The sequence below is a fragment of the Streptomyces sp. NPDC002809 genome, from assembly GCF_040295435.1.
GTDB lineage: Bacteria > Actinomycetota > Actinomycetes > Streptomycetales > Streptomycetaceae > Streptomyces.
On the sequence record NZ_JBEOVJ010000048.1, the window covers coordinates 1 to 24970 of the forward strand.

Annotated in this window: 16 protein-coding genes, 1 pseudogene and 1 riboswitch; of the genes and pseudogenes, 13 read left to right on the forward strand and 4 right to left on the reverse strand. The window is 70.9% G+C overall.

All coding sequences use genetic code 11. The annotated features are described in order from the left end of the window. Positions 1–108: 108 nt before the first annotated feature. Positions 109–1074, reverse strand: a complete 966-nt coding sequence (locus ABT025_RS25280; RefSeq protein ID WP_350998743.1) for a TauD/TfdA dioxygenase family protein — start codon at positions 1072–1074, stop codon at positions 109–111. A gap of 608 nt (positions 1075–1682) precedes the next feature. Here ABT025_RS25280 and ABT025_RS25285 point away from each other — a divergent pair. The 11 genes and pseudogenes from ABT025_RS25285 (at position 1683) to ABT025_RS25335 (ending at position 14721) form a co-directional block, all read left to right on the forward strand. After that, positions 1683–2888 (forward strand): ROK family transcriptional regulator, encoded by a 1206-nt coding sequence (locus ABT025_RS25285; protein WP_350998746.1) that lies wholly within the window; start codon positions 1683–1685, stop codon positions 2886–2888. A gap of 100 nt (positions 2889–2988) precedes the next feature. Continuing rightward, entirely contained in the window at positions 2989–3060 is a 72-nt protein-coding gene (locus tag ABT025_RS25290) for a putative leader peptide (protein ID WP_350998870.1), read from the forward strand. 367 nt (positions 3061–3427) lie between these two features. Continuing rightward, positions 3428–5020 (forward strand): annotated as a pseudogene (locus tag ABT025_RS25295) (ABC transporter substrate-binding protein). Position 5021: 1 nt separating this feature from the next. Continuing rightward, positions 5022–5966 carry an ABC transporter permease gene (locus ABT025_RS25300; RefSeq protein WP_350998749.1) on the forward strand — a complete coding sequence of 315 codons (945 nt, stop codon included), beginning with the start codon at positions 5022–5024 and terminating at the stop codon, positions 5964–5966. 5 nt (positions 5967–5971) lie between these two features. Then, positions 5972–6859 (forward strand): ABC transporter permease, encoded by an 888-nt coding sequence (locus ABT025_RS25305; RefSeq protein WP_350998752.1) that lies wholly within the window; start codon positions 5972–5974, stop codon positions 6857–6859. Next, on the forward strand, positions 6856–8712 hold the full coding sequence (locus ABT025_RS25310; RefSeq protein ID WP_350998755.1) for an ABC transporter ATP-binding protein: 1857 nt from the start codon (positions 6856–6858) through the stop codon (positions 8710–8712). Before ABT025_RS25305 ends, ABT025_RS25310 begins: the two co-directional genes overlap by 4 nt. A gap of 95 nt (positions 8713–8807) precedes the next feature. Further along, positions 8808–9623 (forward strand): formylglycine-generating enzyme family protein, encoded by an 816-nt coding sequence (locus tag ABT025_RS25315; RefSeq protein WP_350998758.1) that lies wholly within the window; start codon positions 8808–8810, stop codon positions 9621–9623. Beyond that, complete coding sequence (locus ABT025_RS25320; protein ID WP_350998761.1) at positions 9620–10162, forward strand: sulfatase-like hydrolase/transferase; 543 nt, start codon at positions 9620–9622, stop codon at positions 10160–10162. Before ABT025_RS25315 ends, ABT025_RS25320 begins: the two co-directional genes overlap by 4 nt. Then, complete coding sequence (locus ABT025_RS25325; protein WP_350998764.1) at positions 10155–10493, forward strand: hypothetical protein; 339 nt, start codon at positions 10155–10157, stop codon at positions 10491–10493. The genes ABT025_RS25320 and ABT025_RS25325 overlap by 8 nt, the downstream gene beginning before the upstream one ends. Then, positions 10490–12805, forward strand: a complete 2316-nt coding sequence (locus ABT025_RS25330; RefSeq protein ID WP_350998767.1) for an arylsulfatase — start codon at positions 10490–10492, stop codon at positions 12803–12805. The genes ABT025_RS25325 and ABT025_RS25330 overlap by 4 nt, the downstream gene beginning before the upstream one ends. Positions 12806–13059: 254 nt before the next feature. Continuing rightward, complete coding sequence (locus ABT025_RS25335) at positions 13060–14721, forward strand: MFS transporter (protein WP_350998769.1); 1662 nt, start codon at positions 13060–13062, stop codon at positions 14719–14721. 38 nt (positions 14722–14759) lie between these two features. On the opposite strand, the gene ABT025_RS25340 is transcribed toward ABT025_RS25335, so the two are convergent. Both ABT025_RS25340 and ABT025_RS25345 read right to left on the reverse strand, forming a co-directional pair. Continuing rightward, positions 14760–16910 carry an MMPL family transporter gene (locus ABT025_RS25340; protein ID WP_350998772.1) on the reverse strand — a complete coding sequence of 717 codons (2151 nt, stop codon included), beginning with the start codon at positions 16908–16910 and terminating at the stop codon, positions 14760–14762. Positions 16911–17157: 247 nt separating this feature from the next. Continuing rightward, entirely contained in the window at positions 17158–19449 is a 2292-nt protein-coding gene (locus ABT025_RS25345; protein WP_350998774.1) for an exo-beta-d-1,3/1,6-glucosidase, read from the reverse strand. Between the two features lie 152 nt (positions 19450–19601). Here ABT025_RS25345 and ABT025_RS25350 point away from each other — a divergent pair, with 152 nt between their 5' ends. Then, entirely contained in the window at positions 19602–20201 is a 600-nt protein-coding gene (locus ABT025_RS25350; RefSeq protein WP_350998777.1) for a TetR/AcrR family transcriptional regulator, read from the forward strand. 298 nt (positions 20202–20499) lie between these two features. Further along, a complete protein-coding gene (locus ABT025_RS25355; RefSeq protein ID WP_350998780.1) occupies positions 20500–23502 on the forward strand; it encodes a carbohydrate binding domain-containing protein in 3003 nt (1000 codons plus the stop codon). Positions 23503–23589: 87 nt separating this feature from the next. Here ABT025_RS25355 and ABT025_RS25360 read toward each other — a convergent pair whose 3' ends face one another. Continuing rightward, entirely contained in the window at positions 23590–24474 is an 885-nt protein-coding gene (locus ABT025_RS25360) for a carbohydrate kinase family protein (protein WP_350998783.1), read from the reverse strand. 144 nt (positions 24475–24618) lie between these two features. Beyond that, positions 24619–24833: riboswitch (cobalamin riboswitch) on the forward strand. Positions 24834–24970 lie beyond the last annotated feature (137 nt).

The following is a 24970-nucleotide window of genomic DNA, read 5'->3' on the forward strand; positions in this document are numbered from 1 at the left end:
AGCGCTGCTGGTGGGTGAGGATCTCGAACACCTGCGGGGGCGCCCCGGCGGGCGCCGCCGCGGCGCCGCCCGCCGGGACCGGTGCCTCACCGTGCGGGGTGGTCCCGCTCATGCGCCCGCCGTCTGGGCGGCCTGGGCCGTCGAGGCGCCGGAAGCGATCCCGAAGGACGGGTCGGGCACCGCCTCGGGGCTGATGAGGGTGGAGGAGCGGCCGTCGGTGCCGACCGGGACGTCGCCGTCGATGGTGACGCGCCGCAGCTTGCGCTCGTGGGTGTCGGAGTCGTCGACGCCGTAGTGCTGGGTGGCGCGGTTGTCCCAGATGGCGACGTCGCCCACCTGCCAGTCCCAGCGCACGGTGTTCTCCGGGCGCTCGATGTGGGACTGGAACAGGTCGACGAGGGCGCGGGAGTCGCTCCCGGTCAGCCCGCTGATCCGCTGGACGAAGTTGCCGAGAAGCAGCACGCGTTCGCCGGTCTCCGGGTGGACGCGGACCACCGGGTGCTCGGTGAGGAACTTCGTCGAGGTGAACACCTCCCGGTACTTGGCCAGCGCCTCCGGCCGGGCGGTCGGACGCAGGGCGACGTAGTCGTAGTCGTTGGAGTGGACGGCCCGCAGACTGTCGGCCAGGGTGCGCAGTTGCTCCGGCAGCTCGGCGTACGCGGCAGCGGTGTTGGACCACAGGGTGTTGCCGCCGTACGGCGGGATGACGACGGCGCGCAGGATGGAGAACGCCGGATAGGCGGGGACGAACGTGACGTCGGTGTGCCACTGGTTGGCCCGGCCGCCGTGGTCGGAGTCGATGCCGAGCGAGTAGCGTCCGTCGGCGGACGGGACGGTCGGGTGGGCGACCGGGGTGCCGAGCAGCCTGCCGAACGCCTCGTGGCTGTCCTCGTCCAGATGGTCCTGGCCGCGGAAGAAGACGACCTTGTTGGCCAGCAGTGCGGCCCGGACGGCCGCGACGGTCTCGGGGGCGAGATCTCCGCCGAGGCGGACCCCGGAGATGACGGCGCCGATGCGGCCGCCGAGCTTCTGGACGGTAACGGCGGGTGCAGGGGCGGTGGTTGTGGAGGTCATGGCAGATTCCCTTCGAAGGACAAGCTCGTGCGTCGGCCGATCCGGGAGTCCGGTCGACGGCGAGTTGATTAATTCGGGAGCGGAAGAAATGAGGCTGTGGGGCGGCCGCCGGCGGACGGGTGCTGTCCGGGAGCGGAGGTACGGGTGGAGAGCTGTCCGAAGCGCTGTGCGGGGGCAGCCTGGTCAGACGGCGGTACAGCGGCCCGGACACACGGGCGGCATTGCGGTGCGGCCGGCGCGGGCGGGCCGCGCATCGGTATCGGCCGTCGCGAACATGTTCCGGAGACTCGCAGCGCCCCGTGGCGTACGTCAAGCGCCCGTCCCCGCCCCGCGGGGCGCCGGGCAGTGGTTCAATCAGCCCTTGCGCGGGGCCCGCACCACCTCCTGGCAGGCCTCGTTGAAGCGCCTCTGAGCTGCAGGTTCTCGCGTCGTTCCGGAGGGTCTGCGGACCCCGCCCCGGCGCCGGGAACGAGCCCGGAGGCGAATTCATGCCGCCGTAACGTTGCGACCGTCCCTGTGTCGCAGGACCTGAGGACGGCTCCCGACGACACCCGAGGATGGCCCCCATGACACCTGAGGAAAGCCTCATGACGCCCGAGGAAGGCCTCATGACAACTGCCCCCCATGTCTTCCGGGCGACCGGTGACGGCCGGCGCGAGGCCAACGCGGCCACGGTGTTGCGCACCGTGCTCGACCACGGGCCGGTCGCGCGCCGGACGATCGCCGATCTCTCCGGGCTGAGCCCGGCCGCCGTGTCCCGCCAGTGCACCGACCTCGTGGGCCTCGGCCTGGTGCGGGAGTTGCCCGAGCTGGTGGCGAGCAGCGGAGTCGGCAGACCCCAGATCCCGGTCGATCTGCACACCGGCGGGGGCAGCGGGCCGGTCGCGGCCGGAGTCCACATCGGCGTGCCCGGTTCGACGTTCGGCCTGCTCGACCTGCGCGGCCGGCTGCTGGCCCGTCGCGCCCTGCCGCACGACGGCATGGCGCCGGGGGAGCTGTCGCTCCGGATCGTCCAGGGGCTGCGCGCGTTTCTCGGCGACGTGGGCCGCGGACGGCGCCTGCTGGGGGTCGGCGCCGCTCTGGGAGGCTGGGTGGACCCGGCTTCGGGGACGGCCGTGCGGCATGACGCACTCGGCTGGCACCAGCGGCCCCTCGCCGCCGAACTCGCCCGCGGCCTGGGCGGACTCGAGGTGCGCGTCGACAATCACGCCCGGGCCATCGCCCAGTCCGAGATCCTCTTCGGCCGGCCCGCGGCGCGCCGCAGCCTGGTCCACCTCTTCATCGGGAACGTGGTCGACGCGGCCCTCGGCATCGCCGGTGTGGTCCACCAGGGACCGGGGTCCGGAGCCGGTGACGTGGCGCATCTGCCCGTTCCGGACTCCACTGCCGTCTGCCCCTGCGGGCGGTCCGGCTGCCTGGAGGCGACCGCATCCAACACGGCCGTCGCCCGGACAGCCGTGCGTCGCGGGATCGTGCCCGAACCGGACGCGTTCCTGGTGGTGGACGCCGCGGCGTCCGGCGACCGGCGCGCGGACCGGCTGCTGCGCGAGAGGGCCCGCGCGGTCGGCCGCGCGACGGCCCTGCTCCTGGACGTCCTCAACCCCGATCTGGTCGTGGTCACCGAGCACTCCAGCCTGGTCAATCCGGATTACCTGGAGGAGATCCGGGGCGCGGCGGTGGACCACTCCCACGTCTGCCGGGACCCCGAACGGATCGTCAGTCCGCATGCCGGGACGGCCGTCATACCCGTCGCGGCGGGCACCATATTGCTGAACCCGCTGTTCAGGAGCCCGCTGACCGCGTCCCAGCGGTAGTCGCCCGTAAGGGGAGGGAGGGGGCTTCGTACCAGGATCCGGACAGACCGGGTTGACCGTCCGGCGAAGCCACTGTCATATTGCTCCCGTGAACCCGGACATGCGCCTCGTCTCCCGCAGGCACGTCGACCTCTGTCGACAGGCCAGCGCGGTCTGTGCCGTCCACAACTGACCCGGACCGTCTCTTCCACGGACCCGTCCGGGGTGTTCGCAACGCCTCGCTGATACCTCACCGACGGAACGACGCTCCTGGCCGGAGCCGGTTCCCCGAGGTCCGGCACCGCGTTACGCCCTGACGCACCCCAACAGCTCACCCCTTCCTGCTCCGACAGGCATCTCCACGCGCTGCCCGCACTGATCCCGCACGCCCTCGAAGCGCCCTCGAAGCGCCCTCGAAGTGCTCTGGAAGTGCCCCGGAACCGTGCTTCCTTCGGGTTGCCCCACCTCGACCTTCAATTCCTCCCGCAGCGGAACGAATGCATGAGTGCGTCGCGCTGCACCTTCCCTTCACCGTCCCTCACCGTCACAGGCAGGCTTCGATGACCGAGCTGTACTCCCTCACGCCCCCCGGACCCTCCCGGCGCTCGACACTGCGCGCCGCAGGAGGCGGCTCCCTGCTTCTCGGACTGGGCCTGGCGGGCTGCCGCTCGGCAGTGTCGGACGCCTCGTCCGCTCCGAAGGGCGCGAGTGCCGCACCCAGGCGCGGCGGTGTTCTCGACGTCGCGGTCAACAGCGACTTCACGCCTGCGCTGCTGTTCTCCCAGAGCGGGCAGTCCCTCCAGCACCGGCTCATCTACAACACCCTGACGCGCTACGACGACCGGCTCAGCCCGAAGCCGGAGCTCGCCCGCTCCTGGACGTACGCCAAGGACGGGCGCAGCATCACGCTGCGGCTGCGTGACGACGTGACGTTCCACAGCGGCCGCAAGTTCACCGCGGACGACGTCATCTTTGCCGTGAAGAACCTTCAGAACCCGGTACGCGCAGCTCAGTTGCGCGCCACAGCCGCCACGGTCACCGGATTCGAGAAGCGCGGCGACCACGAACTGGTGCTCAGGCTGGCACACCCGGTGAACAACCTGTTCGATCTGTTCGAGTTCATGATCATCGCCGATTCGGAGACGGTCGAGGACGCCGTCACCGGCAAGTAGCTCATCGGCACCGGTCCCTTCAAGCTGAAGAAGTGGAGCCCCGGCTCCGGTCTGAGCCTGGCCAGGAACGACACGTACTGGCAGGCCGGCCGGCCCTACCTCGACGGTGTCGAACTGCGCGTCATACCCCAGGCCGACGCCCTGGTCTCGTCGCTTCGCTCCGGCCAGTCCCAGCTCTCCTTCAACGTGCCGGGCAAGAGCCTCGGCGTCGTCAAGGGCGATCCGAACCTCACCATCAGCGACTACGACACAGGCGGCGGCGCCGTCTACCTAGGGGTCAACACCACCATCGCCCCACTGAACGACCGGACCGTCCGCCAGGCCCTCGCCTGGGCCGTCGACCGCGACCGGCTGCTCGCGCAGACCCTCGGCGGCTACGGCCTCGCCTCCGCCGCCCCCTGGCCCAAGTCCTCGCCCGCGTTCACCGAGGCGCACCGCACCCACTACTCCCACAACCCCGCCAAGGCCCGGGCGCTGCTGAAGTCCGCAGGGCACAGCAAGCTGGAACTGCCTTTGCTCCACCTCGCGTTGCCCAGCGAGACGGCGATCGCCGAATCCCTCCAGTACGACCTCAAGCAGGTCGGCGTCCACGTCACGCTCCAGCCCACCGACCCGGCCACCGGGCAGAAGAAGCTGATCTCCCAGGACATGCCGGCCCTGTGGACCATGGGGCACGGCTTCGCCCAGGTGCAGCCCTCCACCCTCGCGGTGAGCGCCTATCCGTTCAACGAGGCGAAGAACACCTCCAAGTACCGCTCCGCCGCGTACACCAAGGTGGTGCAGGAGGCCTGGACCAAGCCCGAGTCGAGCACCGCCGAGGCCAACGCCCAGCACGAGAAGATCTCCTCCATCCTGCTCGACGAGGCGTTCCTCATCGACCTCGTCGTCCGCGGACAGGTCCAGGTCGCCGCCGACGGGCTGCACGGCGTCACTCTGAACAAGTTCTCGTATCTCAATCTCGACGACGCCTACCTGGTATGACATGCGCAGCTATCTGATCCGTCGGCTGCCGTCGGCCCTGATCGTCCTGATCACCGCCTCCTTCCTGATCTTCACCATCCTGCGGCTCGTCCCCGGCGACCCGGCCACCACCCTGGCCGGCCCCGACGCGGACGCGGCGACCGTCGCCGCGATCCGGGACCGGCTCGGCCTCGACGCACCCCTGCTCTCCCAGTACGTCCACTGGATCGGCTCACTGCTGACGGGCGACCTCGGACCCTCGTACGCGATCGGCGGCCAGACCGCCGACCTGATCGGGGACGGGCTCGGCGCCACGACCGAACTCTCCCTGGCAGCGCTCCTGTTCGTGGTGGTGCTCGGTACGGCCTTCGGCGTCCTCGGGGCCACCTCCCGCAGCCGGTGGATCCGCACCGCGGTCCGGGTGACCACGACCGCCGCACTGGCCGTGCCGCCCTTCGTCAGCGGGGTCCTGCTCGTGCTGCTGTTCGCCGTGATCCTCGGCGTGCTGCCCCCGGGCGGCCGGGTCGCCTTCCTGGCAGCGCCCGACCTCGCCGCGCAGTACCTGCTGCTGCCCGCGCTCTGCCTGGCCCTGCCCAGCGCCGCCGTACTCGGCCGCTACCTCAAGGACGGCATCGAGCGAGGGCTCGCCGAGGACTACATCCGCACCGCCACCGCCGCCGGAGTCGCACCGCGCCGGCTGCTGTGGCGCCACGCCCTGCCGAACGCCCTCCCGCCCGTCGTCACCCTGCTCGGCATGCAGGTGGGGCACCTGCTCGGCGGAGCCGTGCTCGTCGAGGCGATCTTCGCCTGGCCGGGCCTCGGCCAGCTCGCCGAACAGGGCCTCCAGCGCCGGGACTACCCGGTCGTCCAGGACCTCCTGCTGCTCCTGGTCGCCGTCTTCGTCCTCGTCCAACTGCTCACGGACCTCGTGTACGCCTGGCTCGACCCCCGGATCAGGTGGGAGTGACCCTGATGACCTCGACGACCGACCTGCTCACCGCAGGCCCGCCCCCGGCCGCCCGCAAGGCGCGCGGCCGGGCCCGCAACCGCCACCCCTACCGCAGCGCGCTCTCCACGGCGCGCGCCCGCACGGGTCTCGTCCTCGTCGGCGCGGTGGTCCTCGCCGGACTGCTCGCGCCGCTCCTCGCCGGACACGGGCCCACCGACCAGAGCGGCCAGAGCCTCGCAGCCCTGGGCACCCCCGGACATCCGCTCGGCACCGACGACCTGGGCCGCGACCTTCTCAGCCGGGTCCTCCACGGCATCCGGGCCGACCTCGGCATCATCGCCGTCGCCGTACCCCTCGGCGCCGCACTCGGCTGCCTGTTCGCCCTCGTCGCGGCCGCGCACCCGGTGGCCGACACCGTCGTCCAGCGGATCTTCGACCTCCTTCTCGCCTTCCCCGGCCTGATCCTGGCGCTCGCCGTCACCGCGATCCTCGGGCCCGGCCGCCTCCCCGTGGTCATCGTCATCGCACTCGCCGAGATCCCGGCGTTCGGACGGCTGCTGCGCGGCGGGATCCTTGTCCAGCGGGAGCGGGAGTACGTCACCGCCGCCCGGGTCGGCGGCAGTTCGGGCCGCCGGGTGCTGGTCCGGCACATCCTGCCCAACGCCGCCGACCCGCTCGTCGTCCAGATCGCCGTCTCCCTGACCGTCGCCGTCTTCATCGAGGGCGCGATGAGCTTCCTCGGTGTCGGCGTCCGGCCACCGGAACCCACCCTCGGAGCCGTACTCAGCCAGTCCATGCCCTATCTCGCCCAGGCCCCGAACTTCGCAGCGGGCCCCCTGATCACCGTGACCGCGCTCGTCCTCGGACTCTCGCTCATCGCCGAGGCGCTCAACCGGGAGATACGCCGATGACCGCCCAGGAGCTGCTGCAGGTCCGCGACCTCGGCGTCGAGTTCACCGCCCCCGACGGCTCGGCGCTGCGCGCCGTCCGCGGCGTCTCGTTCACCCTCAACCGGGGCGAGACCCTGGCCGTCGTCGGTGAGTCCGGCTCCGGCAAGTCCACCACCGCGCTCGCACTCACCCGCATGCTGCCCGGCACCGGCCGCATCACCACCGGGACGGTGCGCCTGGACGGCCGGGACCTGGCCGCCGCCACCGAGCAGGAACTGCGCGCGGTGCGCGGCGCCCGCATCGGCATGATCTTCCAGGACCCGATGACGGCACTGAACCCCGTCCTCACGGCCGGCCGGCACATCGAGGAGGTGCTCCGCGCCCACGGCAACCGGGACAGGGCCGCCCGCCGGGCCCGCGCCGTCGAACTTCTGGACCGGGTCGGCATCCCGGAACCGCACCGGCGCGCCGACGACCACCCGCACCAGTTCTCCGGCGGCCAGCGCCAGCGCATCCTCATCGCCATGGCCCTGGCCGGCGAACCCGACATCCTGCTCGCCGACGAACCGACGACCGCCCTCGACGCCACCGTCCAGGACCAGATCCTCACGCTGCTCGCCGACCTCAACCGGGAGACCGGTACCGCCCTGGTCCTCATCACGCACAACATGGGTGTCGTCGCGCGCGCCTGCGAACGCGTCCTGGTCATGTACGGCGGCACGGTCGTCGAGGACGGGCCCACCGCCGAGGTACTCACCCGCCCCCGGCACCCGTACACCGCCGGACTCCTCGCCGCCGTACCCCGCCTCTCCAGCCCGTCCGGCACCCGGCTCACCGGCATCCCCGGCAGCCCGCCCGACCTCACACTGCTCGGGGACGGCTGCGCCTTCGCCGACCGCTGCACTCTCGTCGAGGACCGCTGCCGCACCGCGACACCCCCGCTCACCCTTACGGCGGACGGGGTGCACGTCGCCTGCCTGCCGGCAGCCGGGCGCACCGAGCCCCTGCCCGCCGCCGCCCCGCCCACCCGCATCGACCGGCCGGCCCCGGGCGCCGTCGTCCTGGAGGCGGAGGGACTGCACAAGACGTACAAGTCGCGCGGTGTCCGACGGCACCCGGTCCCCGCACTCGACGGCGTGTCCCTGACCCTGGCGGCAGGAGAGACCCTCGGGATCGTCGGGGAGTCGGGCTCCGGGAAGTCCACCCTGGCCCGGGTGCTGGCGCACGCCCACTCCGCCGACGCCGGCAGCATCCGGCTGCGCGGGGAGGACATCACCCGGCCCTCACGGCGCGCCCTGCACGCGGTGCGCCGCCAGGTCCAGATGGTGTTCCAGGACCCGTACGCCTCGCTCAACCCGCGGATGACGGTGGGCGAGATCGTCGCCGAACCCCTGATCGCGTTCGGCCTCGGCGACCGGGACGAACGGGAGGAGCGGGTGGCCGAACTGCTGCGCCGGGCCGGTCTGGACCCGGCGGTCGCCGACCGCCGTCCGCGCTCCTTCTCCGGCGGCCAGCGTCAGCGCATCGGCATCGCCCGCGCTCTCGCCCCCGAACCCTCCGTCCTCATCTGCGACGAACCCGTCTCGGCGCTCGACGTCTCCGTCCAGGCGCAGATCGTCGCCCTGCTCACCGACCTTCAGCGCGACCTCGGCCTGGCTCTGGTCTTCATCGCGCACGACCTGGCGGTCGTCCGGCAGGTCAGCCACCGCATCGCGGTCATGCACCAGGGCCGGATCGTGGAGACCGGCAGTGCCGACGAGGTCTGCGAACACCCCCGCGACCCGTACACCCGTGCCCTGCTGGCGGCGGCGCCCGAACCCGTGCCCCCGGCCGCCCGTGCCGTGGCGGCGCAGAAGACCGGAGCGCTCGCGTGAGCGCGTGCTGCACTCCCGGCCGTCCCTGTACGGGCGTCCTCCCGCTGCCTTCGGCGCGCCGCACGGCCCCGCCACCTTCCGTCGCGCACCGGGCCATGGCCGAACTGCCAGGCGGGGTCTTCCGGATGGGCGACGCCTTCGGGGAGGGCTACCCCGCCGACCTGGAGGGGCCGGTGCGCGAGGTGACCGTGGCGCCGTTCGCCATCGACACCACCGCGGTCAGCAACGCCGACTGGGCCGTCTTCGCGGAGGCCACCGGCTACCGCACGGACGCCGAACGCTACGGCAGCTCCTACGTGTTCCACCTCCTCCTCGCCCCCGCCGCCGGGCGCCACGTGATCGGCCGGGTGCCGGGCGCGCCCTGGTGGCTCGGCGTCGAGGGGGCGTCCTGGGAGGCGCCCGAGGGCCCGGGCTCCGGCATCACGGACCGGGCCGACCACCCCGTCGTCCACATCTCCCATGACGACGCCCTGGCCTACGCCGGATGGGCCGGGCTGCGGCTGCCCGCCGAAGCCGAATGGGAGTACGCGGCCCGCGGCGGCCTCGACGGTGCCCGCTATCCGTGGGGCGACGAACTCGCCCCCGGAGGACGCGAGATGTGCAACATCTGGCGCGGCTCGTTCCCGCACCGCTCCGACCGGCCGGGCGGCCGCACGGGCACGGTCCCCGTCACCGCGTACGAACCCAACGGATACGGCCTCCACAACACCTCCGGCAACGTCTGGGAGTGGTGCGCAGACGCTGCCGGACCGGGTGAACGCGTCATCCGCGGCGGCTCCTACCTGTGCCACGCCTCGTACTGCAACCGCTACCGCGTCGCCGCCCGCTCCCACAACACCCCCGACTCCTCGACCGGCCACGGCGGCTTCCGCTGTGCGCGCGACCTCCCGGAAGGACGGACCAGGCAGTGAAAGCGGTCATGGTGATGTTCGACAGCCTCAACCGGCATCTGCTGCCGCCCTACGGCGACGACTGGATCCACGCCCCGAACTTCCGCCGCCTCGCCGAGCGTACGGTCACCTACGACACCTGCTACGCGGGCTCCATTCCGTGCAGGCCGGCCCGGCGCGAACTCCACACCGGACGCCACGACTTCCTGCACCGGGGCTGGGGGCCGCTGGAGCCGTTCGACGACTCGATGCCCGAGATCCTCAAGCGGCACGGCGTCTGCACCCACCTCGTCAGTGACCACCAGCACTACTGGGAGGACGGGGGCGCCACCTACCACGGCCGCTACAACTCCTGGGAGTTCTTCCGCGGCCAGGAGGGCGACCCCTGGAAGGGGCAGGTCGCGGAGCCCGAGATCCCCGAGGACCTGCGGACCACCCGCAACGACCTGTGGCGCCAGGACTGGGTGAACCGCCCGCACCTGGACACCGAGGCGAAACAGCCGCAGACGCTCACCTTCGACGCGGCCTCGAATTCCGCGCGACCCCGGCGAGGTGGCTGAGGCCCATCTCCTGGTCGCCGCCCAGTGCGAACGTGCGGAGGCGGCCCTCGAACCCGCCGCACGATCCGACGAGTTCAACGAGGGGGCACTCAACCTCTTTACACCGCCGGCGCAGCTGCTGGCCGAGCCGGCGGCCACCGAGGCGATCCGGCGCATCGTGCCGGGCCTGCTCGACACCGAACTGCTGACGGTGCGAGGCGCCGGCACCCTTCTCCAGATCGCGGCCTTCGCCGGACACCCCGGCCGGGCACAGCTCACCACCCTCGCCGACGAACTGGCCCGGCTCTTCCCGCCCGCCCCGACGCACGACCACGGAGACGCACGCCGATGACGCCCCGCACCCGACGCGACCCCTACGAAGGCTTCCCCGGCCGCATCGGCCGCACCTTCGCCGAGTCCGAACCGTCCTGGCCCCCGTCCCGCACCCCGGGGGACAAGGCCCCCAACATCGTCGTCGTGCTCGTCGACGACATGGGCTACAGCGACATCGCCCCGTTCGGCTCCGAGATCGCCACCCCCACCCTCACCGCACTGGCCGAGGACGGCGTACGCCTCAGCAACTACCACACCATGCCGCTGTGCTCACCGGCCCGCGCCGCTCTCCTCACCGGCCTCAACCCGCATCGCGTGGGCTACGCCATGGTCGCCAACTCCGACCCCGGCTTCCCCGGCTACGGCATGGAGATCGCCGACGACATCCCCACCCTCGCCGAACTGCTCCATGACTCCGGATACGCCACCTACGCCGTCGGCAAATGGCATCTGGTCCGCGACTCTGCGTCCAACGCCGCCGACGACCGGGACAACTGGCCGCTGCGCAAGGGCTTCGACCAGTACTACGGCGTCCTGGAAGGACTCACCAGTCTCTTCCATCCGCACCAGCTCGTCCGGGACAACAGCCCGCTGGACATCGACGAGTTCCCCGACGACTACTACTACACCGACGACATCACCGACCAGGCGATCTCCATGGTGAAGTCGCTGCGCGCCCACGACCCCGACAAGCCGTTCTTCCTCTACCTGGCGCACAATGCCGTCCACGGCCCGCTCCAGGCGAAGGCGGAGGACATCGCCCGCCACCGGGGCCGCTACGACGAGGGCTGGGACGTACTGCGCGAGCGCCGCTTCGCCGCCCAGCTCGCCGACGGGCTCCTCCCGCCCGGCACGGAACTGCCCGACCGCAACAGCGAGGCCGGGCTCGACGTGCCCGCCTGGGCGAGCCTGACCGAGGAGCAGCAGAAGCTCTACGCGCGCTACATGGAGGTGTACGCGGCGCTCGTCGACAACATCGACCAGAATCTGGGCCGCCTCACCGAGACCCTCGACGCACTCGGCGAGCTCGACAACACCGTCATCGTCTTCACCTCCGACAACGGCGGAACCGGCGAAGGCGGCGCCGAGGGCACCCGCTCCTACTTCAGCCGCTTCGTCCACCACCCCGCCCTCCCGGGCGACTGGACCCCGGACGTCGACCGCGACCCGGAACTGATCGGCGGCCCGCGCAGCCTGGTGCACTACCCGCGCGGCTGGGGCATGGCCTCCAACACGCCCTTCCGCCTGTACAAGGGGCACACCTACGCCGGCGGGGTCCGCGTCCCGTTCGTGCTGTCGTGGCCGAAGGGTGCCCGCGAGGGCAGGCTCGCTCCCGGTCTGCGGACGCAGTACCAGTACGTCACCGACATCGCCCCCACCCTCCTGCGCCTGGCCGGGCTGGAGCGCCCCGCCACCCGGCGGGGAGTCACGCTCCAGGAGCCGGACGGCGTCAGTTTCGCCCCGGTGCTCGCCGACGCGGAACAAGGCTCCACCCATCCCGAGCAGTACTGCGAGATGACCGGAAACCGCAGCTACTACCGGGACGGCACCAAGCTCGTCACCCTGCACCGGCCCGGCACGCCCTACGACGACTCCGAATGGGCCCTGTACGACATCCGTACCGACCCGACCGAGATCCACGACCTGGCCGCCGACCGGCCAGGCCTCGTCAAGGAACTGGCCGCCGCCTGGGAGGCAGCCGCCTGGCGCAACGGCGTATTCCCGCTGCCCGACGGCAGCGGGGCGCTCGCCCGCCGCAACCCTGCCGAACAGCGGCTGGCCCGTCCGCTGACCCTGCTGCCCGGCACCCCGGAACTGGAGCGCTACCGCTCCTCCCGGCTGGTCGCGCTGCGCTCCTTCGAGATCGCCGTCGTGATCGACGAGACGGGGGAGGGCGTCCTGGTCTCGCACGGTGACCAGGGCGGCGGCTACAACCTGTACGTCGAGGACGGCCGGCTCCGCCTCGCGTACAACGAGTACGGCGTGCTCCACGAGACCGACGCAGGCCATCTGACGCCCGGCGAGCACGTGATCCGTCTCGCGGCCACGGCGGAGCGGGGACTGCGCTGGAGTTTCAATGTGGACGTCGACGGAGAGGTACGGGCCACTTCGCCGAGCGTGCACCAGCTGATCGGCATGGCCCCGTTCCAGGGCATAAGCGTCGGCATCGACCGCAAGTCACCCGTCTCGTGGCCGCTGTTCGAACGCCACCGCTCCTTCCGTTTCCAGGGCCGGCTGCGCTCGGTGACCTATCGCCCGGGGGAGCCGGGGCCCGACTCCCCGCAGGCGGTGGCGGCAGCGCTCCAGGAAGCGGCGGCGGCGTTCGAATGAGGACACGGCGGCCGGGGCGGCATCGGCTGCCCGGGCCGCCGTCGGCGATCCGGCCCTCATGTATGACATCGTTGTCAGGCGATGAAGGGTGAGGCCGCGCCCACGGACGGAAGCGGCGACGGGTGAGGCGGGGCGGGAACGGCGAGCGGTGCCGGCGGACTCCTGTGACCCGATTGGCGGCGGCCCGCGGGCAGGGCTACCGTCGGGGGAGTGAACGACTGCGTTCACTGACGGCTTGAGTGGCAAGCAAACCCATGACGGGCTCCCACGCGACACCCCGACGGGCTGCCGAATCCCCGAGGAAGGGACGACGCAGCGGGATCGCCCTTCTCGTCATCTGCTCCTGCCAGTTGATGGTGGTCCTCGACATCACCATCGTGAACATCGCTCTTCCGCACATCCAGACCTCGCTGGGCTTCTCGACCGAGAACCTCTCCTGGGTCATCAACGCCTACACCCTGACCTTCGGCGGGCTGCTCCTGCTGGGCGGGCGCCTCGGCGACATCCTCGGCCGACGCAGAGTCTTCATGTTCGGCGTCGCGCTCTTCGTCTTCGCCTCCCTGCTCGGTGGCCTCTCCCAGGAATCGTGGCAACTGCTCGCCGCGCGTTCCCTGCAGGGCGTCGGCGGTGCGATCGCCTCGCCGACCGCCCTGTCGCTCATCACGACGACCTTCCGCGAAGGGCCGGAGCGCAACAGGGCGTTCGGCGTGTTCGCGGCCGTATCGGCGGGCGGCAGCGCCATCGGACTGCTGGCGGGCGGGGTGCTGGTGGAATGGCTCGACTGGCGGTGGATCTTCTTCGTCAACATCCCCATCGGGCTGCTGATCGTGCTCGCCACGCCGCGCTACATCCGGGAGTCCGAACGCCATCCCGGACACTTCGACCTCCTGGGTGCGCTCACGGCGACGCTGGGCATGGTGGCCCTCGTCTACGGATTCATCCGCGCCTCCGAGGACGGCTGGAGCGACACCCTCACCCTGGGGGCCTTCGCCGCGGCCGTGCTGCTGCTCGGCACGTTCATCGCGATCGAGGGCCGGTCCCGGCAGCCCATCACGCCGCTGTGGATGTTCCGCGACCGCAACCGCGCAGGCACGTACGGAATGATGCTGAGCCTTGCCGCGGCGATGTTCGGCATGTTCTTCTTCCTGACCCTGTTCGTGCAGAACATCCTGAACTTCAGTCCGCTGAAGGCGGGTCTCGCCTTCCTGCCGGTCAGCGCCATCATCGCGGTCGGCGCGGGCATCGCCTCCCAGCTGCTGCCCAAATGGGGACCCAAGCCGTTCATGGTGACCGGTGCGGTCCTCGCGGCCGTCGGGCTGGGATGGCTGACGCAGACGGACGTCCACAGTTCGTACCTGGGCAGCCTGCTGGGCCCGGTGCTGGTGTTCGGCCTGGGCATGGGACTGCAGTTCGTTTCGCTGACCCTGATGGCCGTCTCGGGAGTGGAGCCGAAGGAGGCAGGTGCGGCCTCCGGCATCCTCAACACCACACAGCAGGTGGGCGGATCGCTGGGCCTGTCCATCCTCGTCACGGTCTTCGGTACGGCAAGCCGCAACGAGGCCACCGACCAGGTGCCCAAGTTCCTGGCGGACGCGACGCCGGCCCAGCTGGCAGAGTTCCGCAGGACCGGACAGCTACCCGGACAGTGGGGCGACCAGGTCCTCGCGTCCGGCGTCTCCAACGCCTTCGTCGCCGCGGCGATCTTCGCTGTTGTCGCCGCGCTGATCGCCCTGCTCGTCATCCAGGTGCGCCCCTCGGACCTGGAACGCCTGCGCGGAAACGGTGCGATGCCGGGTGCGGGGGAGGGGGCCGCGGATGCCGGGCCGACGGAGGAGACGACCGGCGCCGGTGCACCGGATCCGGCCGCGCGGCCTCCGGGCGGGGGTACCCGCGACGACCCCCGTCCGGAGCGCTGACCACCCGGGCCCGCGCCGGCATGACGCCGGCGGTCCGGCTACGCCTTCGGCGACGGCGCCCCGGCCGCCCGCGCGGCCGTGCCGTCCTCGCGGGCCAGCCGGCTCGGCCACCACACCCGCGGGCCGATGTCGAGGAACAACGAGGTGACCAGCACCGACCGTACGACGAACGTGTCCAGCAGCACACCGAGGGCCACCGCGAACCCGATCTCCGCGAAGACCACGACCGGCAGGGTGCCGAGCGCCGCGAAGGTACCGGCGAGGACCAGGCCGGCCGACGTGATCACCGCTCCGGTGGCGGCGAGACCCGCCACCACACCCGCCCGGGTCCCCTGGAGGATCGCCTCCTCGCGGATCCTCGTCGACAGGAAGATGTTGTAGTCGATGCCGAGCGCCACGAGGAACACGAAGACGAACAGCGGGAAGTCCGTGGATTCGCCCGCGTAGTCGAAGACATGACGGAAGGCCAGCGCGCTGATGCCGAGCGCGGCGGCGAACGAGAGCACCACGGTCGCGACCAACAGCACCGGTGCCACCACCGCACGCAGCAGCAGCCCGAGAATGATCAGCACCACCAGAAGCACCAGCGGAATGATCAGCAGGTTGTCGTGCCTGGTCGCTGCGTCCATGTCGAGCAGCGCCGCGGTGCTGCCGCCCACCTGGGCATCGGCGCCCGGTACCGCGTGCACCGCGTCGCGGACGCGTTCCACCGTGTCCTTGGCCTCGTCGCTGTCCGCCGGATCGGTCATCGTCGCCTCGAGGATGACCTGCCCGTTCGCCTCCGGCCGGGCACCGGGCGGCGTGCCGACCGAACCGGGCACCACACCCGGAGTCGTCGCGACCGTGGCCCGCACCGCGGTCGCGCGGTCGGCCGCGGCGACGATCACCAGGGGATCGCCGCTGCCCCCGGGGAAGTACCGGTCCTGGACCTCCTGGCCGGTGATCGAGTCCGGCTTGCCGGTGAACGAGTCGGCGTTGCTGAGGCCGGAGGCGCGCAATTGGGTCAGCCCCAGGGACAGGGCGGCCAGCACCAGGGCGGTGATGATCCAGATCGTGCGGGGGCGGCGCGCCTGCCGCTCGCCCATCCGCGCCCAGAAGCCGCGCTCGGTCGGCTCGGGCGAGCCGAAGTGCGGGATCACCGGCCAGAAGACCCACCGGCCGAAGATCACCAGCAGGGCGGGGAGGAGCGTGAGCATGGCGACCAGGGCGACGGCCACACCGATCGCGGCCACCGGCCCGAGCCCCCGGGTCGAGTTCATCTCCGCGACCAGCAGCACCAGCATGCCGAGCACCACCGTGCCGCTGCTGGCCAGCACCGCGGGTCCGGCCCGGTGCAGCGCCCGCGCCATCGCCTCGTGGCGGTCCTCGTGCCGGCGCAGCTCCTCCCGGTAACGGGCCACGAGCAGCAGGGCGTAGTCCGTGCCCGCACCGAACACCAGCACCGTGAGGATGCCCGCGCTCTGCCCGTTCACGGTCAGCCCCGCATGGGCGGCGAGCAGATAGATCACCGCCTGCGCGCTGAACAGCGCGGCCACGACCGCGATCACGGGCAGCAGGAGCAGGGTGGGGCTGCGATAGGTGATCAGCAGCATCACGATCACCACGGCCAGCGCGGCGAACAACAGCGTCGAGTCGATGCCCGAGAAGGCCTCCGCGGAGTCGGCCGTCACCCCGCCCGGGCCGGTGACGTGCACGGAGAGACCGCCGCCGCTGCTGCCCACGACTTCCCGGATGTCGTCGACCGCGGGGCCGATCTGTTCCCAGCCCTCCTCACCCATCGTGATGGGGACGAAGACCTGCGCGGCCGACGGCGCGGTCTTCTCGTCGTAGACGGGCCCACGGGTCTGGGCACCCCGCACGCCGTGCGCGTCCAGTGTGCGCAACTGCTGTGTGTCCTCGACGATCCGCTCACGGTCCGGCCCGGTCAGCCCACCGGCACGGGCGTACACGACGACGGCGGTGATGATCTCGGGCCTGAAGTTCTTCGAGCTCTCCAGGACCTGGGTGGACTCCGCGCTGCTCGGCAGCCAGGAGGTGGCGTCGTTGTCCTGGGCATCGGTGAGCTTCTGGGCGAGTGGTGCCGCGACGACGAAGACGATCAGCCACAGGGCCACGACCAGCCATTTGGTGCGACGGCCACAGACCAGGGCGGCCACCCCCGGCCGTCGGCGCTGCTGTACGTCCGGCATGCCACTCCCCGTACTTCGTCATGAGTGACGTCGTCATCGAGGGGGAAGGGGGCGCCGGAGCGGCCCGCAGCGCCGATACCGCAACGTCACCCGTTCCCAGGTTCCGTGCCGGTGACAGTAGGCGGCCTGCCGTGAGGAGCTCCCACGACATGCCGCCGGGCCACTGCCGGGCCCCGGTTGGGCTATCCCGGCGGGTGACCGCCTGACGGCGAGTCACCCGCCGCCGGAAGCCCGGCGCCCAGGGACCTCAGTCCTTGACCCTGAACCCCGCCCGCAGCAGGGCATCGTCGCGGGACGACGGACCGACGAGGAGCTCGAACGCGCCCGGCTCGACGATCCGCCTGCCCTCGGCGTCCACGAGCGTGCACTCGGCGACCGGCAGTTCGATGACGACCTCCCGGGACTCGCCGGGGGACAGGGGCACCTGACGGTAGGCCTTGAGCTCCTTCTCCGCCCAGGTCACGGAGGTCACCGTGTCGCTGACGTACGCCTGCACGGTCTCCAGCACGGGACGCTCACCGGTGTTGCGGACGACGACACGCGCGCGCAGCGTGTCACCCGCGCCGAGGACGTCGGTGAGCACCTCCAGATCCGTGTACGTGACCGTCGTGTAGCTGAGTCCCTCGCCGAAGACGAACGCCGGGCGCTGTGTCAGGTCGGCATACCGGGTGCCGTGCTGGCCGCGCACCTGGTTGTAGTACGTCGGCTGCTGCCCCGCATGACGCGCGAAGGAGATGGGCAGCCGGCCGGAGGGCTCGATGAGACCGAGTGCGAGTTCGGCGACGGCCCGGCCGCCGCACATGCCAGGGTTGAAGGCGTGCACGATCGCCGCGGCGCCGTGCGCGGACGGCGGCAGCACGAGGGGCTTGGAACTGATGACGACCACGACGAGCGGCTTGCCCGTCGCCGCGAGCGCGTCGAGCAGCGCGACCTGGCCGCCGATCAGCTCGAGGGTCGCGGTGGAGCGGCCCTCACCGACGAGTTCGATGCGGTCACCCACGACCGCGACGACGTAGTCGGCGGCCTCCGCCGCGGCGACGGCCTCGGCGATCATGGCCTCGGACGGCTCCGCCGGGACGACGATCTCGGGCCGCGGCTGCCCGTCGGGGAAGAAGGCGCCCTCGGGGTCCGTGCCCACGGTCAGGATGTCGGCCCCCCGCGCGTGCGTGACGGTCCAGCCGTCCGGCACCTGCTCGCGGAAGCCGTCCAGCACCGTACGGATCATGGCGCGCGGATGCCCTTCCGGCAGCCAGTCCGCCTGGCCCGAGGAACCCGCCCAGTCGCCGAGCTGAGTCTGCGCGTCGTCGGCGTTGGGCCCGATGACGGCGACCGTGCGCGGCGCGGACCCGTCCCCGGCGACCGCGCGGCCGTCGGTACCGGCCTCGAACCCGCCGGCCAGCGGCAGCGTGCCGTCGTTGGCCAGCAGCACCAGCGAGCGGCGCGCCGCTTCGAGGTTCAGCCCGGCGTGGCCCGCGCTGCCGATGACCGCGGCCTGGCGCTCACGGTCGGGGTGGCGTGGATTCTCGAACAGGCCCAGCTCGAACTTGAGCGTGAGGACACGCCGGACCGCCGCGTCGATCTCCGCCTCGTCGAGCGTGCCTGCGGCGACCGCCTCCTGCGCCCCGCCGAAGAAGGCCGGCGTCGTCATCACCATGTCGTTGCCCGCGCGGACGGCGGCGGCGGCAGCCTGCGTGTGGTCGGCGTACACATGCTGCTCCCACACCATGCGGCCGACGTTGTCCCAGTCGGTCACCAGCGTTCCGGTGTAGCCCCACTCACCGCGCAGCACTTCGTTCAGCAGCCAGTTGTTGACCGTGACCGGGACCCCGTCCATGGACTGGTAGCCGAGCATGAACGTCCGGCAGCCCTCGCGGGCGACCCGCTCGAACGGCGGGAGGAACCATGAACGCAGCTTGCGCCGCGAGATGTCGGCCTCGCTGGCGTCCCGGCCTCCCTGGGTCTCGGAGTATCCCGCGAAGTGCTTGGCGCACGCGAGGATCGCCGTCGGGTCGTCCAGCCCGTCGCCCTGGTAGCCGCGCACCATCGCCGACGCGAGCTCGCCGATGAGGAAGGGGTCCTCCCCGAACGTCTCGCTCACGCGGCCCCAGCGCAGGTCCCGGGTGATGCACAGGACCGGCGAGAACGTCCAGTGGACCCCGGTCGCGGCCACCTCGACGGCCGTCGCCCGGGCGATGCGCTGCACGAGCTCCGGGTCCCAGGTCGCCGCCATGCCGAGCTGGGTGGGGTAGATCGTGGCACCCTCCCAGAACGAGTGACCGTGGATGCAGTCCTCGGCGACGAGGAGCGGAATCCGCAGCCGGGTCCGCTCGGTGAGCGCGGCCGCCTCCAGGACCCGGTCGGGGGAGGCATGCAGGATCGACCCCGCGTGCATCTCCTCGATGAGGGGCCGCACCCCGTCCTTCGCGTTCAGCTGGAGCATCTGGCCGACCTTCTCGGGCAGCGTCATCCGGCCGACGAGGTCGGCGACGCGCTCCGGGACGGACAGTGCGGGGTCGAGGTAGGGCAGGGAGGAGCCCACGGGAGTTCCTTTCACAGCGTCGGCGGGATGGCGCGGCACGGCACAACTCAGCCGCAGGGATCCACCGTACGCTGAATCCCGACCGGGTGGTAAGTATGTGAGTGTGCGACGGTACGCAGGGGTGCTGTCCGACATGACCGGGAGAGTGGCGAGTGACGGGTGAGGCGCGTCGTGGCTACGCGAAGGGCCGCGCGAAGCGCGTGGAGATCCTCGACCAGGCGATGGCCATGTTCGGAGAGGTCGGCTACCGGGGTGCCTCGCTGCGCGTGATCGCGACCCGCTGCGGCATCTCGCACCCGGGTCTGCTGCACCATTTCCCCACGAAGGGGTCACTGCTGCTCGCGGTCCTCGAACACCGCGACGAGGTGGACGGGGAGTTGTTCTCCGTCGGCGGCCCCAGGGGCGTGGACTGCCTGCGCCGGCTGGTCGACCTTGCCGTGCTGAACGCCGAACGGCGGGGAATCGTCGAACTGTTCTCCGTGCTGGCGGCCGAGGCCACCTCTGCCGAGCACCCGGCCCACGCCTATTTCGTCGAGCGGTACCGCGACTTGGTCCTGAACACCGCGGTCTCGTACGCGGAAGCCCGCGACGCGGGGGTCCTGCGGGACGGGATCGACCCCGACGAGGCTGCGCAGCAGCTGATCGCACTGATGGACGGACTCCAGACGCAGTGGCTCCTCAGCGGCTGCAGGACGGACATGGTGGGTGTGCTGCGCGCCCACCTTCAGGCGCAGCTGACCGTGCCGATCTGAACGGCGGCGGTCCGCCGGGCGGAGCGAGGGCGGCCGCCCGGCGTGGAATGTCCCCCTCCGTTTTAAAGAGGGCGTGTCAGGTGGCGTCGAACCCCTTTACGGCCTTGTCATGTGCCGGTAACTTCCCAGCTGCAAGAGATTGCAGCAAAATTCCGGCTGATCTTTCAGTCGGAACGCACCCCCATCGCTAGGACCTTGAGGCGCGTCAGGGTTTCCGGCGGGACGGCGCAGGTCCCCGACTCCTGCGTCCTGGACGCCACGGCTTCGCCGTCGCCGTGGCCCTTCCCTGGAGACACCGATGAAACGCACCCCTCACCGGCTGCTGAGACGCCCCCTCGCGGCAGCCACGGCCGCGGCCGCAGTGCTCGGCCTGTTCACCGCGCTGCCCGCCACGTCCGGCCTGGACGCGAAGCCCGTCGCCGCTTCGGAGACCTCCACAACCGTCTTCTACTACACCAAGACGAAGAGCTGGGCGGCCTACAACCTCCATTACGCACCGGACGGCGGTTCCTGGACCGCGGTGCCCGGCGTGGCGATGGAGGCCGCCTGCACCGACTGGGTCAAGAAGACCGTGCCGCTCGGTACCGCACAAGGGCTGCAGGCGACCTTCAACAACGGTTCCGGTGTCTGGGACAACAACGCGGGCAAGAACTACGACCTGGGCAGCGGGAACGTCACCGTCAAGGACGGAGTCGTGGCGCACAGCGACCCGTGCGCCGGTGGCACCGACCCGGACCCGAGTCCGAGCCCGACCGACGCTACGGCGAACACCGCCTCGGTCTACTACTCGACGGCCACCGTCGGCTGGACCACCACCAACCTGCACTACCAGCCCGCGGGCGGTTCCTGGACCGCGGTGCCCGGCGTCGGCATGGAGTCCGCCTGCACCGGCTGGGTGAAGAAGACGGTCGACCTCGGCACCGCCACCTCGATGCAGGCCGCGTTCAACAACGGCAACGGCGTCTGGGACAACAACAACGGCGGCAACTACACGCTCTCCGCCGGGGTCAGCACCGTGAAGGACCGGACCGTCGCCAAGGACGCCAAGGACCCGTGCGTCGCCGAGACACCGGACACCGAGGCGCCGACCGTGCCCACGGGCGTGACGGCCAAGGCCGACGGCGTCGGGGTGGTCCTGACCTGGGAACCCTCCACCGACAACAAGAAGGTGACCAAGTACCAGGTCGCCCGGACCGGAGGGACCAAGGGCAGCGTCGTCACCGATGTGAGCTCGACCGTGCTCTCCGAGTCGAACCTGGAGGAGAACACCGCCTACACCTACACGGTCAAGGCGGCCGACGCGGCGGGCAACACCTCCGCGGCCTCCGTGGCCGCGAAGGCCACCACGGGAGACAAGCCGCCGGCCGCCGGCCAGGGCAAGCCGCTGGGCACCGACCCGCGCAAGGACCCCATCTACTTCGTCCTGACGGCCCGCTTCAACGACGGGGACGCGAGCAACAACCGGGGCGGCAGCCAGGACGTGAAGTCCGGCAACGCGGCCAACAACGACCCCATGTTCCGCGGCGACTTCAAGGGCCTGGTCAAGAAGCTCGACTACATCAAGGGACTCGGCTTCTCGGCCATCTGGATCACCCCGGTCGTCCTGAACCGGTCCGACTACGACTACCACGGCTACCACGGCTACGACTTCTACAAGGTCGACCCCCGGCTCGAGTCCGCCGGAGCCTCGTACCAGGACCTCATCAACGCCGCCCACGCCAAGGGCATCAAGATCTACCAGGACGTCGTCTACAACCACTCCTCGCGCTGGGGAGCCAAGGGCCTGTACACCCCGACCGTCTACGGGGTCCGTGACAGCCAGTGGAGCTGGTACTACGACGAGAAGAACGAGGGCTTCGAGTACGACGGACTGACCGTCGACCCCAAGACCGGTAAGTCGTACTACAACGGTGACCTGTGGTCCACGGCCGAGCCCGCGGGCAACACCTGTCTCAACTGGGGCAAGCCGACCGGAGCCACCTCTCCCGAGGGCTACAAGATCTACAACTGCCAGTGGCCGAACCCGACATCGGGGATGTTCCCGAAGGAGTACTACCACAACTGCTGGCTGGGCAACTGGGAGGGCGAGGACTCCCGCTCCTGCTGGCTGCACGAGGACCTGGCCGACTTCAACACCGAATCCGCACCGGTCCAGAACTACCTGATCGGCGCGTACAACAAGTACATCGACATGGGTGTCGACGGCTTCCGCATCGACACGGCCGTCCACATCCCACGCACCACCTGGAACCGCCGCTTCCTGCCCGCGATCCAGGAGCGCGTCACCCAGCAGTTCGGTGCCGAGGCCGCGAAGAACTTCCTGGTCTTCGGCGAGGTCGGCGCGTTCGTCAACGACAAGTGGAACCGCGGCTCGGTCAACCACTCCGCGCAGTTCTTCACCTGGAAGGAGCGCAAGGAGTACGACGCCGACGACACCAAGGCCGCACTGGAGATGTACAACTACGAGGAGCAGCTCGGTACCGGGTCGCAGCCCACGTCCACCAACGCGTTCCTGGACGGCAACACCTACCACACCCCCGACCACAGCCAGTTCTCCGGCATGAACATCATCGACATGCGCATGCACATGAACTTCGGTGACGCCACGAACGCGTACAACAACGGCAAGGACTCCGACGACTCGACGAACGACGCCACGTACAACGTCGTCTACGTCGACAGCCACGACTACGGCCCCAACAAGAGCAGCGAGCGCTACGCGGGCGGCACCGAGGCCTGGGCCGAGAACATGGCCCTGATGTGGACCTTCCGCGGCATCCCGACGCTCTACTACGGTTCGGAGATCGAGTTCCAGGCCGGCAAGAAGATCGACTGCGGGCCCAGCTGCCCGCTGGCCACCACCGGACGCGCCTACTACGGTGACCACCTCGCGGGCGACGTCACGTCCTCGGAGTTCGCCAAGGTCGACTCCGCCACCGGTGAGGTCGCCAACACGCTGTCCCAGCCCCTGGTCAAGCACGTCCAGCGGCTCAACGAGATCCGCCGGGCCGTGCCCGCCCTGCAGATGGGCCAGTACTCCACCGAGGGCATCACCGGGCAGATGGCGTACAAGCGCCGCTACACCAGTGGCACGACGGACAGCTTCGCCCTCGTCACCGTCACCGGTGGGGCCTCGTACACCGGGATCCCCAACGGCACGTACAAGGACGCCGTCACCGGTGACACACAGGTCGTCACCGGCGGAAAGCTCACCGTCGCCGCACCCGGCAAGGGCAACATGCGGGTCTACGTGCTGAACGGCCCGGGCAAGATCGGCACAGCGGGTCCGTACCTGAAGTAGCGCGGAACCAGCGGCACTTCAGCCGCACAGCGCGTGCCCCGGCGGGCCGGTGACTCCGGCCCGCCGGGGCACGCGCACACTCCGGGACTACGAACCGCCGTCCGCCGCCAGCAGGGCCTCGCGGCCGATCATGGCGGTCGAACCCGGGGCCGTGCATGCGTGGGCGCCGGCCACCGCACCCAGCCGGGCAGACCCCAGGGCGTCCCGGCCGTCGAGCCGTCCGTAGAGGAAGCCGGTGACGAAGGCGTCACCCGCACCGTTGCTGTCCACCACCGGCGACGGCGGAACCGTCGCCGGAACGTGGACCGGGTCCTGCCCGCCGTCACGGGTGAGGACGTACGACCCCGCCGCGCCGTCCGTGGCGACCACCGTGCCCGCGCGGCCCTCGCGCAGGATCTCCCGCATCACCGCGGGCGTGCGGTCGCCCGTCGCCGCCGCGCTGAAGAAGACGAGATCGGACCTGAGGGCGAACTCCCGCTGATGGTCGCCCAGTCCGTCCCAGTCGTGCAGATCGGTGGAGACCGGGATGCCCAGGGCCTCGATGTCGTCGTAGAGGAAACGCGTGAAGTTCATGATGGACAGATGGACGTGGCGGGCACGCCGCAGCCGGGGAAGGTAGAAGTCCTGCGGCATCCGCAGGTCCTCCGGGTCACGGGCGTCGTAGAACGACATCCGCCGGCCCGTCGCGTCCACCAGGTTCACCGCACGGCGGGTGCCTGCCGCCGAGATCAGCGGGTGGAACTCCACATCGCCCTTGGCCAGCCGCTCGCGCACCTGCGCACCGGTCCAGTCGTCGCCGATGCAGTCGAGCAGCGCGACATCCAGCCCCAGCGCGCGGGCGCCGAGGGCGACGTTGCCCCCGGTGTGACCTGGCCACTCCTCGATCGGTCCGACCATCACCGAGTCGGCGAGCGGGACCGGCAGGGAGTCGACGCGGACGATCGTGTCCACCCCGCTGCCGCCGACCACCAAGACGTCGTATTCCGTTTGTTGTTGGACCACTGTTCCGCCTCTCCGTTCCCGCCGTGATCAGTATGGCCGACGTCCCGAGCCGGCGTCCGTCTCATCCGTAGGTCCGGAATGTGAACAACGGCGTGGTGTGCGCGGCAGTCCTCTAGGGTGGGATGTGCAGCTGGTTCGCCCTGTCCGCCAGGCAGGCGCGTCGCAAGAGGGAACCCGGTGGGAATCCGGGACTGCCCCGCAGCGGTGAGCGGGAACGACCGCCGTCATACGCACTGGACCCGAAGGGCCCGGGAAGCGACGGCCAGTAGGAGTCTGCCCCGGCAGACGTGCCCGCGAGTCCGAAGACCTGCCCGTTGCCCGCACCCGAACCCTCGGATGCGGAGATCTCGGTGACCTCGTGGGCGGGTCGGCGGCAGACAGCGGGTGGACGGGCACCGAAACGGTGCGGTGATCCGCCCGGTCCGTCACCCCTTCGCGCCCGCGTCCCGATCCGGGATCCGCAGGA